We start from the raw sequence: 14,112 nt of genomic DNA on the forward strand, positions 1-14,112 counted from the left end.
GACGGACTCATGGCATCGCGGCGCGACGACCTCAACGCGTACACCTTCGCGAAGCGGCGCATGGTCGCGGCATTCCTCCAGCCCTCGCCCACCGGCTGCGACGAGGGTGCCCCGCGCCCCCTGCGCGCCGTCCTGCCGGGCCTCGTCGCCGGCGCCCTGCTCCTCGCGGGGTTCGGCGCGTACGGCATGTTCAGGCCGGCCGCCCCCGAGGACTGGGACAGCCCCGGTACCAAGGTGATCGTCGGCAAGACGTCGACCACCCGCTACGTGGTGCTCACCACCGGCAAGGGCGGGAACCGCAGGACACTGCTGCACCCCGTGCTGAACCTCGCCTCGGCCCGGCTGCTGCTGACCCCGCAGAACTACGGCGTCGTTCAGGTCGCCGACGACATCCTCGACGCGGGAAAGCTCCCGCGCGGGCCCGTCCTCGGCATCGCGTACGCCCCCGACCGGCTGCCCGAGGCGAAGGACGCGGGCACCGCCAAGCGCTGGGCCGTCTGCGTACAGCCCGGCAGCGGGAACACCGTGCAGAAGGCCGCCTTCGTCCTCGCCGGACGCGACAACGACCTGACCGAGAACGGCGGCCGGCTCAGCGGCGGCCAGGTGCTCTATGTCAGGGGACAGGACCGGACCCGCTACCTCGTGGACGCCCGCGGCACCAAGTACCGCATCGACGAGACCGCCGCCGACCTCGGCCATCTGACCGGCGCTCTGGTCGGCAGCGCGCAGCCGCAGCCCGTCACCGACGACTGGCTGGCCACGCTGCACGACGGCAGCCCGGTCGCCTTCCCGCGGATCCCCGGCGACGTCGGCGCCCCGGCGCACATCGAGGGACACCTGTCCGCGCAGAAGAACCGCGTCGGCACGGTGCTGCGCACCAGGAACGGAGAGGGCACCGCCTACTACGTCGTCCTCGACGGGGAGGTCCGACCAGTCTCCGAGTTCACCGCCTGGCTGCTGATCAACTCCCCGCAGACCGCACCCCTCGACCTGGTGGGCGAGGCGCGCCCCGCCGGTCTCCAGGACTTCGTCCCCGGCCCCGAGCCCTTCGCCGGCCAGGCCGCGCACTGGCCCGCGCACAGAGTCGTCCGCGTCAACGCCACCGATGAGGGAGCCGCCGGCCGCGACACCGTCTGCAACGTGCTGCGCGGGACGGACGGCACGGGCCGGACGACGCTGAGTACCTGGGCCGGCGCCGCGTACCCCGTCCCCGTCGGCGCCGGCGGCACGAGCACGTACGTGACCCCGGGCAGCGGGCTGCTGTACACCCAGGTGAGGGAAGGGCAGAGCAGCCCGGACGGTTCACTCTTCCTGGTGACGGACACCGGACTGCGGTACGCGGTCCAGGCGAACGGCGACAGCGATGCCGAACGGTCCGGAATCGGCAACGGCGGCGCGAAGGACGCCCCTGGCCGGCAGCCGGAACCCAGCGAGGCACAGATCAGGCTCGGATACGAGACGGTGACGCCCGCCCTCGTCCCGATCGCCTGGTCGGCGTTCCTCGCCAAAGGCCCCCGGCTCGACACCGACAGCGCCCGTCGGCCCCAGGGGTCGTGACACACCCGGGCGGGGCAGCGGAACACCAGTGGACACACGCGGGGGAGAGAGCGCGATGCGGTACCGGATGAGAGGCCTGCTGACGGCGGCCGCCGCGCTGGGCGCCCTCGCGGGGCCGCAGGCCGCCCACGCCGTTCCGGACCCGGGCGGTCTGCACCTTGACGGTGGCGGCGAGTGCGACTTCCCGATGAAGGAGCAGTTCGAGGGACGTCCGTGGCCGCTCCAGCGGGTGCTCCTCGACGAACTGTGGCAGGACACGCGGGGCAAGGGGGTCCGCGTCGCCGTCATCGACACCGGCGTGGACGACACCAACCCTCAGCTCAGGGGCGCCGTGGACGCCTCCGCGGGCATCGACTACACCGACGGCGGCGGGAGCGACGGGACCGTGGACGAGGTCGGTCACGGCACCAAGGTCGCCGGCATCATCGCCGCCCGACCCCGCGGCGGCACCGGCTTCGTCGGCCTGGCCCCCGAGGCCACTGTCATCCCGATCCGTCAGAACGACGGGCGGCACAACGGCAGGGACAGTGCGATGGCCGCCGCGATCGACCACGCGATCGCCCACGGCGCCCAGGTCATCAACATCTCCCAGGACACCACCCGGCCGCTGGCCGACGACTCACTGCTGGGCAGGGCGGTGGCGCGGGCGATCGCCGAGGACGTCGTGATCGTCGCCGCCGCGGGAAACGACGGCATGGACGGCAGACGGAGGAGCACCTACCCCGCCGCCTTCGACGGCGTCCTCGCCGTCGCCGCGTCCGACCGCAACAACGAACGCGCGCCCTTCTCCCAGGCAGGGGACTTCGTGGGGATCGCCGCCCCCGGTGTCGACATCGTCTCCACCGTCCCGGGCAACGGCCAGTGCACCGACAACGGCACCAGCTTCTCCGCGCCGTACGTCGCCGGGGTCGTCGCGCTGATGCGCGCCAAGTACCCGGACTGGACGGCGGCGCAGGTCATCGCCCGTATCGAACAGACGGCGGAGCGCTCCGTCAACGGCCGTGACGCCTTCATCGGATGGGGTGTAGTCGATCCGGTCCGCGCGCTGTCCGGAGACGACGCCCCGCAGGACACCCCCCACCCGGACGCACCGCCCGCCGGGGCCCAGGCTCCCGAGCCCGCGCACCTGGCGATGGCGGAGACCGCGCAGCAACGCAGCAAGCGGTACGCGACCTACGCACTGGCCGCGGCAGCCGTGCTGGTCGCCGCGGTGGCCGGCACCGCGACCGTGGCGCGCGACCTCCGCAGACGCCGCGTTCCACGCCGGAGATGACCCGCACCGAGGCGGCTCCCAGCCGCCGAGGAGTGCCGGGACGAGGCGCCGAAGTGGCTAGGGTGATTGAGGACTTGAGACGGGTGACGGGGGATCAGGGAGCGGCCGGGGGCGCGCTCCGGAGCCGGTGAGGCCACCCCTGCCCCGCATCCCCCAGCGAACCGAGAGAGGACCTCCGCATGACCAACCCCGCGGGCGGTTTCGGACTTGCCGACGAGCCGGTCATCCAGGCCAGGAACAGGATCGTCAAAACCGCAGAGGCGGTCTCCACGCAGTCCAGGGAACTCGCTGACATCCTCGCGACGGCCGGGGCGGGGTGGACCGGCGCCGGCGCCTCGGGATTCACGTCCGCACAGCTCGTGATCAACGAGGACCACGACGAGATCCGCCGGCTGCTGAATGTGCTGCTCCACGCGGTGGGCAGCACCAGGAACCTCAGCAATGCCAATGACGAGGAGGTCCGCGCGGCCTTCAACGCGGTCAGGGCACCGGCCCCGGTGGGCAACGCCTCGGGGCTCAACGGAGTCTGAACCGGTCCTTCCCCCGCAGCCGAGCCAGAGGAGAACCCGGATGGGACACGACCCGCACACCAAGGTCAAGTACGAAAGCGTCCAGGAGATGGCGAACCGCATCCGCGTGGTGTCGCAGAACATCTGCCGCGACCTGGAGGAGATGGACGGCGCGCTCAAGGTGGTCACCGACACCTGGGACGGTGAGGCCCACACCGCGTACGTGATGCTCCAGAACAAGTACCGCGGCAAGGCCGACGACATGAAGGGCCGCCTGGAGCACGTCGCGAGGATCATCGAGAACGGCAAGGACAACTACCGCGCCACGGACCTCAGGGCCTCACGCCTGTTCACCGAGGCGTACTGAACGCACGAGGCACGGGGCCGCGTACGACAAGAGGGGCACGTTCCGGTGAACGTGCCCCTCCCGTGTGCCTCCCCGCCCTACGTCAGGTCGAACTCGCCGTCCCGGGCGCCCAGTACGAACGCACGCCACTCGGCCTCCGTGTACCGCAGCACGGTGTCCGGATCCAGCGAGGACCTCATCGCCACGGCCCCGCCCGGCAGATGCGCGATCTCGACGCGCTCCTCCGCCGCCTCAGTCCCGGGCGCACTCAGCCATTCCACCCCCGAGATGTCGAGTGCGTACAGCTCGTCCTTCTCCGCCTGCGTGCCCATGGTCAGGGTTCCTCTCCGTACGTGGCTCTGCACGGCACCGTACAGGCACCGCCGCGGCCTCAGACCAGGTCGCCGATTCCCCGGCGAACGGCGCCTTTCTGTGCTCCTGTGACGCCGCACGCGCTCCCCGTCTCCGGCTCAGGGCCGCTCCGGGAGCCTTCCGGTCTGCACCAGCGGACTGCCCTGCCGCCGGGTGGCGAAGTACCCCCGCCCCGGCGGCATCGGATGCCCGCGCACCGCGCCGATGAGATCCCCCTCGGCCGCATTGCCGGAGAGCACCACCCCCTGCGCCCCCAGCTCCTTGATCCGTTGCATGAACGCCTCGTACATCGCCCGCGAGGCCCCCGCCGAACTGCGCGCGATGACGAAGCGCACCCCGGTGTCACGGGCGAACGGCAGACAGTCCGCCAACGGGGCCAGGGGACCGCCCGCGCCCGTCGCCACCAGGTCGTAGTCGTCGACGACGACGAAGATCTGCGGACCCGTCCACCAGCTCCGGTCCCGCAACTGCTGCGGAGTCACGTCCGCCGGGGGCTGCCGCCGTGCGAACACACCGGCCAGCGCCTCCATGTGCGTCCGCAGCGCATCCGCCGTCGGCGCGTACTCCAGCACATGGCTCTCCGGCAGCGCGCCGAGCAGCCCGCGCCGGTAGTCCCCGACGACCAGCTTCGCCTCGTCGGGGGCGTACCTCTCCGCGATCTGCTTCGCGATCAGACGCAGCAGATTGGTCTTGCCCGACTCGCTCTCGCCGAAGACCAGGAAGAACGGATCGGTGTCGAAGTCGGCGAACACCGGTTCCAGATCCGTCTCGGCGATCCCGATCGCGATGCCACGGTGCGGGAACTCGAACCCCTTCGGCAACTGCTCCGCGGGCAGCCTGAGCGGCAGCAGCCGTACGGCAGGTGCCGGCGCGCCCGCCCAGTTCGCCCGCACCGTGCCGACGAGCGCGGAGGTCGCGTCGGCGAGGCCCGTCGCATCGGTGACCGAGTCGATGCGCGGCAGCGCGGCCATGAAGTGCAGCTTCTCCACCACCTGCCCGCGGCCCGGCGCCCCGGCCGGCACCCGGCCGGCGACCTTCCGGTCGAACTCGGAGTCCATGACGTCGCCGAGCCGCAGTTCGAGCCGCCCGAGGATCTGGTCCTTGAGCGCGGCGCGCACCTCCATGGAGCGCGCGGTCGACAGCACCACATGGACGCCGTAGCCGAGACCGCGCGCGGCGATGTCCGTGACGACCGGCTCCAGTGACTCGTACTCGGTCCGGAACCCGCCCCAGCCGTCGATGACCAGGAACACGTCCCCCCACGCCTCGCCGGGCAGTTCACCGAGTGCGCGCCTGCGCCGGTACGTGGCGACGGAATCGATGTCCCGGTCGCGGAAGAACTCCTCGCGCCGGCTCAGCACCCCCGCCACCTCCGCGACCGTGCGCCGCACCCGCTCCGGATCCAGGCGCGAGGCGATCTGCCCCACATGCGGCAGCGCCGCCAGCGAGGCCAGCCCGCCACCGCCGAAGTCGAGACCGTAGAACTGCACCTCCTGCGGGGTGTGCGTGAGCGCGAACGACGCGATCAAGGTCCGCAGCAGCGTCGATTTGCCGGACTGCGGCCCTCCGACCACCATCAGATGCCCCGCCGCCCCGGAGAAGTCGCGGTACAGCACCTCGCGCAGCTGCTCGAACGGCTTGTCGACCAGGCCCAGCGGGACCGTCAGCCCGCCGGGCCGGCTGTACTCCGTGGCGGTGAACCCGCGCCCCTCGGCCGGCGCGAGCCCCGGCAGCAGCTGGTCCAGCGCCGGAGCCCGGTCCAGCGGCGGCAGCCACACCTGGTGAGCCGGCACACCCTGACCCTCCAGCCGCCGCACGATCACATCGAGCACGGTGCCGGCCGACGCGTCGTCCCGCGCCGGGGCGGCGGGCAAGGCGGCCCCGCCGATCTCCGCACCCGCCGACGGCACCGGCAGGGCACGGAACAGCGCGGCCCGCCGCACGGCCGGCACCGGCCCCGACGCGGGGGCGGGGCCGCCCGTGCGGTACGCCCCCGACACGTACGCCGCCTTGAACCGCGTCAGCTCCTCCGTACCGGACTTGAGACAGCCCGAGCCCGGCACCGACGGCAGGTGGTACGCGTCCGGCACCCCCAGCACCGTCCGCGACTCGGCGGCCGAGAAGGTCCGCAGCCCGATCCGGTACGAGAGATAGGTGTCCAGTCCGCGCAGCCTGCCCTCCTCCAGCCGCTGCGAGGCCAGCAGCAGATGCACACCCAGCGAACGGCCGATGCGGCCGATCTGGATGAACATGTCGATGAAGTCGGGCTTGGCGGTGAGCAGTTCGGAGAACTCGTCGATCACCAGCACCAGTGAGGCCAGCGGCTCCAGCGCCGCGCCCGCCGCCCGTGCCTTCTCGTAGTCGTGGATGTTGGCGTAGTTGCCCGCCGAGCGCAGCAGCTCCTGCCGGCGCTGGAGTTCCCCGCGGATCGCGTCGCCCATCCGGTCCACGAGGGCCAGGTCGTCGGCCAGGTTGGTGATGACCGCGGCCACGTGCGGCAGCTGCGACATACCGCTGAACGTCGCCCCGCCCTTGAAGTCCGCGAGCACGAAGTTCAGCGTCTCGGACGGGTGCGTGACCGCGAGCCCCAGCACCAGCGTCCGCAGCAGCTCCGACTTGCCGGATCCCGTCGCGCCGACGCACAGCCCGTGCGGCCCCATGCCGCCCTGAGCCGCCTCCTTGAGGTCCAGCATCACCGGCAGTCCGTCCTCGCCGACCCCGATGGGCACCCGCAGCCGTTCGGAGACCGGCCGCGGCCGCCAGGTGCGCGCCACATCGACGGAGTCCGCGTCGCCGAGGTCCAGCAGTTCGGTGAAGTCCAGGTCGGAGAGCAGCGGTTCGCCGTCCTTGCCGCCGCCCGTCCGCAGCGGCGCCAGCTGCCGCGCCAGCGCCTCGGCCGCGGGCAGCGAGATGCCGTCCGGCGCACCCTCGTACACCGCACCCGCCCCCGACTCCACCCGCAACAGACCCGGCTGTGCCATCACGGTGAGCCCGCCGCGGTGAGCGGCCGGCTCACCCCGCACCACCTCGACGAGGGTCACGCCCTGCAGCCCCTCGGGCGCCGCGAGCACCGAGCCGGGCGTCAACCACCCGCCGTCCAGGATCACCATGATGTGCGGCTGGTCAGGCAGGGGCGCGCTCTCGCCGCCGAACCGCGGCCGTCCCTCCAGCCGGCCGCCCAGCAACCGCTCCAGACCGGCCAGGTCCGCCGCGAACAGCCGCTTCGAGCCGGCCCCGTCGACCTGCCCCGGCACCTGCGCGTGCGGCAGCCACTTCGTCCAGTCCCAGCGCGCCACCGCATCCGGCCCCGCCACGACCGCGACCACCAGGTCGTCCGGCGAGTGCAGCGTCACCAGCTGGGCCACCATCGCCCGCGCCACCGACTGCGCCGACTCCGGCAGGCCGCACAACGTCACCCGGGCGAACGCCCGCACCGGGAACGCCACCGGTAACCCGTCCAGTGAGCCGTGCACCGCCAGGAACCGCCGCAGCGCGCCCGCGCACACCGGCTCGGGATCGTCGGCCGGATCGGTGTCCGGCGCCGACAGGGGCGTCGACAGCCCCTGAACCCCGAGCCCGATCCGCACCTGCCCGAAGTCCTGGTCACCGGACCGCCGTTCCCAGACCCGGACGCCCTCTGCGACCACCGACCGAAGCTGTTCGGGGCCGGGGTGCAGATACAACTGCGCGTCACGCTGGGCGCGCGCCGTCCGGCGCACCGTACGCCGGGTATGCGCCAGGTACGTGAGGTAGTCGCGCCGGGCATCCGCCAACTGCCCCTGCGTGCCGCGTCGGTGACGGACCAGCTGGGCGACCACCATGGCGGCCGTCGAGACCAGCATCAGCACACCCATGATCCGCATGAACGGCGGTGCCTGGGGTGAGAAGAAGAAGACCACCGACGAACCCATGCCGAGCGCCGGCAGGACCTGCATCAGCACACCTTCCCGCTGCCCGCGCGGAAGCGGGGGAGGGGCCTTCAACGCCAGCCCTTCCGCGAGCAGTTCCGGTGGCAGGGCCCGCGGCGGACGCTTCACGACGATCTGGCTCACCGGTGCATCAAATCCCTCGGTACGGACGGGCCGGGGGCCGGACGGACCCGCACCGACGCCCCCGTGGCTGCCTACGCCCACGGACTGGCCTCCGCGAGAGGGCGATCCTATGTGCCGGACTCTTGCGGAGATTACGGGATTCACCCTTTCCAGTAGGGTTGCGCGCGCATCGTGCGCAATTGGGGACCAGGGGAGCAGACACGTGAGTACGACGGCAGCGACCGGCTTCTGCCGCGTCACTGTCGTGGCGCCCGACAGCCGGATCGACGTCGCGCTGCCCGAGGACCTCGCCGTCGCCGACGTCTGCCCGGAGGTCCTCCGCCTCACCGGCCGGCCCCAGGCCGTCGCCACTCCCACCGGCTACCACCTCGTACGACGCGACGGCACCGTCCTCGACGGCGCCCGAACCCTCGCCGCCCAGCAGGTGCTCGACGGCGAGATCCTCAGCCTGCGCCCGTTCGCCGAATCGCTCCCGCCCGCCGTGTTCGACGACGTCCCGGACGCCATCGCCTCGGCCGTCAGCCGCGACCGCCACCTGTGGAGCGACGACCTGCTGCGCGGCGCCGGCCCGGCGGGCGCCGCACTGCTGTTCGTACTCATGGGCTTCGTGCTCTGGTTCACCGACCCGGTCCGCCACGACATGCACAGCCTGCCCGGTGTCATCGCGGGCGCCGCCGGAGCGCTGCTCACCGCCTTCGCGGGCGTGCGCTCCCGGGTCTATGCGGACCGCGTCACGGCCGTCGCGCTCGGCGTCGGCGCCCTGCCCCTCGTCCTGATCGCGGGCTCGGGCATCGTCGGCCCGGACGCGGGCCAGGGGCCGGGCAGGCTCCAGCTCCTTCTCGGCTGCGTCGCCGTGCTCGTCGCCGCAGTCGTCCTGGTCGCCGTCACCCCGGGCGGCGACGCCCCGTTCGTCGCAGGGGCCTTCCTCGCCACCGCCGGCACCCTGGCGGCCTTCGCCGCGATCCTCAGCGAGTCCTCGGCCGTCGCGGCGGCCGCCGTCTGCGCCCCGGCCGCCATCGGACTGATCGCCTTCCTGCCCGCCCTCTCGGCCCGCTTCGCACGGCTCCCCATCGGATACGCCCCGCAGCGCACCGACCGGACCGGCTACGACGACCCCCTCGCCGATCCGGACGACGGCCGGCGGGACGCCCCCGTGGACGCCGCGCACATCGCGGAGCGGGCGCGGCGGGGCCACGAGCTCCTGCTCGGCCTCGTCGGAGGCTGCGCGGCCCTCGTCGCCGCGTCCGCCGCGGTGCTCGGCTTCTCCGGCGACGCCTGGGGACAGCTCCTCGCCCTGGCCACAGGGCTTGCCATGCTGCTGCGCGCCCGGCTCTTCCGCTACACCTCGCAGGTCGTCTGCGTACTCGCGGCGGGCCTCGGAGCCCTCGCCCTGCTGATCCTCGGCCTCGCGCTGAATCCGCCCGCCGACCCGGCGACGGCGGTCGCCGTTCGTACGGTCTGGCTCTCCGCGGCCGTCACCGCCGGTGCGGCCCTGCTGGCAGCGGCGGGCCTGATCGTTCCCCGCAAGGGCCTCTCCCCCTTCTGGGGCAGGGCCCTGGACCTGACGGAGAGCGCGCTCCTGCTCTCCCTGGTCCCGCTCTGCCTGGCGGTCCTCGACGTCTTCGCGCGCGCCAGGGCCCTCACGGGCTGAGGCCAGTCGGGGCCGCTCCGAACGGCTGGTAGTCTGGCCGTGGCCGTTTGTGTACGCGTTCCCGGTTGACTCTGGGAGCTGCGCTCATCGGACCTTCGCTCCCGAGTCACTCAAGCTCCCCTGAGATCAAGACCAGGGGCACTCGTGGGCGCATCGAACACCAAGAGGAGTACCGCGTGCCGCTCGACGCCGCTACGAAGAAGCAGATCATGACCGAGTTCGCGCAGAAGGAGGGCGACACCGGTTCCCCCGAGGTTCAGGTCGCCATGCTTTCGCGCCGGATCTCGGACCTGACGGAGCACCTCAAGACGCACAAGCACGACCACCACTCCCGTCGTGGTCTGCTGATCCTGGTCGGCCAGCGTCGCCGCCTCCTGCAGTACCTGGCCAAGAAGGACATCCAGCGCTTCCGTGCGCTCGTCGACCGCCTCGGCATCCGCCGTGGCGCGGCCGGCGGCGCCAAGTAAGGACGCTGTGAAAGGGAGCGGTTCCCACTTCTAGGGGGCCGCTCCCTTTGCCGTACGTGCGGTACCGGGGGCAACCTCAGTAACCTGGACGTGCACAACAACAGACGAGGAGAGGCGCGCCGCACGGCCGCCGCCGGTCCTCGGTAGTGGCCCCCGGGACAACGCCCGGGAGCTTCGATCGAAGACCGGCCCCGCACACACGGTGCGCCTCTCCGCACCGTCCTGCGCCACACGGGCGTCAGGACGAAAGACGACGAGTATGGAGAAATCACTAGTGGAGAACGAGACCCACTACGCCGAGGCCGTTATCGACAACGGAACCTTCGGCACCCGCACCATCCGCTTCGAGACGGGCCGCCTGGCCAAGCAGGCCGCCGGCTCCGCCGTCGCGTACCTGGACGACGACACCATGGTGCTGTCGGCCACCACCGCTTCCAAGCGGCCCAAGGACCAGCTCGACTTCTTCCCCCTCACGGTGGACGTCGAGGAGCGGCAGTACGCCGCAGGCAAGATCCCCGGCTCCTTCTTCCGCCGGGAGGGCCGCCCCTCCGAGGACGCGATCCTCACCTGCCGCCTGATCGACCGCCCGCTGCGCCCCTCCTTCAAGAAGGGCCTGCGCAACGAGATCCAGATCGTCGAGACGATCATGGCGCTCAACCCCGACCACCTGTACGACGTGGTCGCGATCAACGCCGCCTCCGCTTCCACGATCCTGGCGGGCCTGCCCTTCTCCGGCCCCATCGGCGCCACCCGCGTCGCCCTGATCAAGGGCCAGTGGGTCGCGTTCCCGACGCACACCGAGCTCGAGGACGCAGTCTTCGACATGGTCGTCGCCGGTCGTGTCCTCGAGGACGGCGACGTCGCGATCATGATGGTCGAGGCCGAGGCCACCGAGAAGACCATCCAGCTCGTCCAGGACGGTGCCGAGGCCCCGACCGAAGAGGTCGTCGCCGCCGGTCTGGAAGCCGCGAAGCCCTTCATCAAGGCGCTCTGCAAGGCCCAGTCCGACCTCGCCGCCAAGGCCGCCAAGCCCACCGGTGAGTTCCCGGTCTTCCTCGACTACCAGGACGACGTCCTGGAGGCCCTCTCCAAGGCCGTCAGCACCGAGCTCGCCAAGGCGCTCACCATCGCCGGCAAGCAGGAGCGCGAGGCGGAGCTGGACCGCATCAAGGAGATCGCGGGCGAGAAGCTCCTCCCGGCCTTCGAGGGCCGCGAGAAGGAGATCTCCGGTGCCTACCGCGCGCTGACCAAGAAGCTGGTCCGCGAGCGCGTCATCAAGGACAAGGTCCGCATCGACGGCCGTGGCGTCACGGACATCCGTACGCTCGCCGCCGAGGTCGAGGCCATCCCGCGCGTGCACGGCTCGGCGCTCTTCGAGCGTGGCGAGACCCAGATCCTGGGCGTCACCACCCTCAACATGCTCCGGATGGAGCAGCAGCTGGACACCCTTTCCCCGGTGACCCGCAAGCGCTACATGCACAACTACAACTTCCCGCCGTACTCCGTCGGTGAGACCGGCCGCGTGGGCTCGCCCAAGCGCCGCGAGATCGGCCACGGTGCGCTCGCCGAGCGCGCCATCGTGCCGGTGCTGCCGTCGCGCGAGGAGTTCCCCTACGCGATCCGCCAGGTCTCCGAGGCGCTGGGCTCCAACGGCTCGACGTCCATGGGCTCGGTCTGCGCCTCCACCATGTCCCTGCTGAACGCCGGTGTGCCCCTCAAGGCCGCCGTCGCCGGCATCGCCATGGGCCTGATCTCGCAGGAGATCGACGGCAAGACCCACTACGTCGCCCTCACCGACATCCTCGGTGCCGAGGACGCGTTCGGTGACATGGACTTCAAGGTCGCCGGTACGAAGCAGTTCGTGACCGCGCTCCAGCTCGACACCAAGCTCGACGGCATCCCCGCCTCGGTCCTGGCCGCCGCGCTGAAGCAGGCCCGTGACGCACGCCTCCACATCCTCGACGTGATGAACGAGGCCATCGACGTCCCGGACGAGATGTCCCCGAACGCCCCCCGGATCATCACCGTCAAGATCCCGGTGGACAAGATCGGTGAGGTCATCGGCCCCAAGGGCAAGATGATCAACCAGATCCAGGAGGACACCGGCGCCGACATCACGATCGAGGACGACGGCACCATCTACATCGGTGCCCAGCAGGGCTCGCAGGCCGAGGCCGCGCGCGCCACGATCAACGCGATCGCCAACCCGACCATGCCGGAGGTCGGCGAGCGCTACCTGGGTACGGTCGTCAAGACCACCACCTTCGGTGCGTTCGTCTCCCTGATGCCCGGCAAGGACGGCCTGCTGCACATCTCGCAGATCCGCAAGCTCGCCGGTGGCAAGCGCGTGGAGAACGTCGAGGACGTGCTCGGCGTCGGGTCCAAGGTCCAGGTCGAGATCGCGGAGATCGACTCCCGCGGCAAGCTCTCCCTCATCCCCGTCATCGAGGGCGAAGAGGACGAGAAGAAGGACGACACCGACAAGTGACGTCCCGTAGTTCCGTGACGACGGCCCGCCCCTCCTCGGAGGGGCGGGCCGTCGCCCGTACCCAAACGCTTCTCAAGGGCACCAACGGCATCGGCACGGTCCGCCGCACGGTCCTGCCCGGTGGCCTGCGCATCGTCACCGAGACCCTGCCCTCCGTACGCTCCGCCACCTTCGGTATCTGGGCCAACGTCGGATCACGCGACGAGACCCCGGCCCTGAACGGCGCGACGCACTACCTCGAACATCTCCTCTTCAAGGGCACGGCCAAGCGCAGTGCCCTCGACATCTCGTCCGCGATCGACGCGGTCGGCGGCGAGATGAACGCCTTCACGGCGAAGGAGTACACCTGCTACTACGCGCGGGTCCTCGACACGGACCTGCCGCTGGCCATCGACGTCGTCTGCGACATGCTGACCGGCTCCCTGATCGCCTCCGAGGACGTCGACGCCGAGCGCGGCGTCATCCTCGAAGAGATCGCGATGACGGAGGACGACCCGGGCGACTGCGTGCACGACCTGTTCGCGCACACCATGCTCGGCGACACCCCGCTCGGCCGCCCGGTCCTCGGCACCGTCGACACGATCAACGCCCTGAACCGCGGCCAGATCGCCCGCTTCTACAAGAAGCACTACGACCCCACGCACCTGGTCGTCGCCGCAGCCGGCAACGTCGACCACGCCACGGTCGTACGCCAGGTCCGCAAGGCCTTCGAGCGCGCCGGGGCACTGTCCCGCACCGACGCCGTCCCGACGGCGCCGCGCGAGGGCTCCCGCACGCTGCGCACCGCGGGCCGGGTCGAAGTGCAGAACCGCAAGACCGAGCAGGCCCACGTGGTCCTCGGCGTGCCGGGGCTGGCCCGCACCGACGAGCGCCGCTGGGCGCTCGGCGTACTCAACACCGCCCTCGGCGGCGGCATGAGCTCCCGCCTCTTCCAGGAGGTACGGGAGAAGCGCGGCCTCGCCTACAGCGTCTACTCGTACACCTCGGGCTTCGCGGACTGCGGACTCTTCGGCGTGTACGCGGGCTGCCGGCCCAGCCAGGTCCACGACGTCCTCAGGATCTGCCGCGACGAGCTCGACCGTGTCGCGTCGGACGGACTCGACGACGAGGAGATCAGCCGCGCGATCGGCCAGCTCTCCGGCTCCACCGTCCTCGGCCTGGAGGACACCGGCGCACTGATGAACCGGATCGGCAAGAGCGAACTGTGCTGGGGTGAGCAGATGTCGGTCGACGACATGCTGGCCCGCATCGCGCAGGTGACACCGGACGACGTCCGCTCGGTGGCGGGCGAGGTCCTCGGACACCGCCCCTCGCTCTCCGTCATCGGCCCGCTCAAGGACAAGCAGGCCGGCCGCCTCGACGAAGCGGTCTCCTAATCCCTTTGTAAGGAAGCAGAG

At 71.4% G+C, this 14,112-nt stretch carries 10 protein-coding genes; 8 read left to right on the forward strand and 2 right to left on the reverse strand.

The window, feature by feature from the left end; genetic code table 11:
• Positions 1 to 9: 9 nt before the first annotated feature.
• The 4 genes from eccB to SH922_RS29885 all read left to right on the forward strand — a co-directional run bounded on the left by eccB (position 10) and on the right by SH922_RS29885 (position 3,706).
• Positions 10 to 1,557 (forward strand): type VII secretion protein EccB, encoded by a 1,548-nt coding sequence (gene eccB, locus SH922_RS29870; protein ID WP_393061265.1) that lies wholly within the window; start codon positions 10 to 12, stop codon positions 1,555 to 1,557.
• Positions 1,558 to 1,612: 55 nt separating this feature from the next.
• Positions 1,613 to 2,830, forward strand: a complete 1,218-nt coding sequence (mycP, locus tag SH922_RS29875) for a type VII secretion-associated serine protease mycosin (RefSeq protein ID WP_393061267.1) — start codon at positions 1,613 to 1,615, stop codon at positions 2,828 to 2,830.
• A gap of 179 nt (positions 2,831 to 3,009) precedes the next feature.
• Positions 3,010 to 3,360, forward strand: a complete 351-nt coding sequence (locus tag SH922_RS29880) for a hypothetical protein (RefSeq protein ID WP_393061269.1) — start codon at positions 3,010 to 3,012, stop codon at positions 3,358 to 3,360.
• A gap of 40 nt (positions 3,361 to 3,400) precedes the next feature.
• Complete coding sequence (locus SH922_RS29885) at positions 3,401 to 3,706, forward strand: WXG100 family type VII secretion target (protein WP_362556462.1); 306 nt, start codon at positions 3,401 to 3,403, stop codon at positions 3,704 to 3,706.
• 77 nt (positions 3,707 to 3,783) lie between these two features.
• Here the strand turns inward: SH922_RS29885 and SH922_RS29890 are convergent, their stop codons facing one another.
• Positions 3,784 to 4,017, reverse strand: coding sequence for a DUF397 domain-containing protein (locus tag SH922_RS29890; RefSeq protein WP_393061271.1), 234 nt, complete (start codon positions 4,015 to 4,017; stop codon positions 3,784 to 3,786).
• A 138-nt stretch (positions 4,018 to 4,155) separates the two neighbouring features.
• On the reverse strand, positions 4,156 to 8,109 hold the full coding sequence (eccCa, locus tag SH922_RS29895) for a type VII secretion protein EccCa (RefSeq protein WP_393061273.1): 3,954 nt from the start codon (positions 8,107 to 8,109) through the stop codon (positions 4,156 to 4,158).
• Between the two features lie 202 nt (positions 8,110 to 8,311).
• Between eccCa and eccD the strand changes: the two genes are divergently transcribed.
• From eccD to SH922_RS29915, 4 genes are all read left to right on the forward strand, one after another.
• Positions 8,312 to 9,760, forward strand: coding sequence for a type VII secretion integral membrane protein EccD (gene eccD, locus SH922_RS29900; RefSeq protein WP_393061275.1), 1,449 nt, complete (start codon positions 8,312 to 8,314; stop codon positions 9,758 to 9,760).
• 176 nt (positions 9,761 to 9,936) lie between these two features.
• A complete protein-coding gene (rpsO, locus tag SH922_RS29905) occupies positions 9,937 to 10,227 on the forward strand; it encodes a 30S ribosomal protein S15 (protein ID WP_018551846.1) in 291 nt (96 codons plus the stop codon).
• A gap of 274 nt (positions 10,228 to 10,501) precedes the next feature.
• Complete coding sequence (locus SH922_RS29910; protein WP_393063731.1) at positions 10,502 to 12,715, forward strand: polyribonucleotide nucleotidyltransferase; 2,214 nt, start codon at positions 10,502 to 10,504, stop codon at positions 12,713 to 12,715.
• Positions 12,712 to 14,091, forward strand: coding sequence for a M16 family metallopeptidase (locus tag SH922_RS29915; protein ID WP_393061277.1), 1,380 nt, complete (start codon positions 12,712 to 12,714; stop codon positions 14,089 to 14,091). Before SH922_RS29910 ends, SH922_RS29915 begins: the two co-directional genes overlap by 4 nt.
• The last annotated feature ends 21 nt before the right edge of the window (positions 14,092 to 14,112 follow it).

The organism is Streptomyces sp. LN549, assembly GCF_043203805.1.
Classification (GTDB): Bacteria; Actinomycetota; Actinomycetes; order Streptomycetales; family Streptomycetaceae; genus Streptomyces.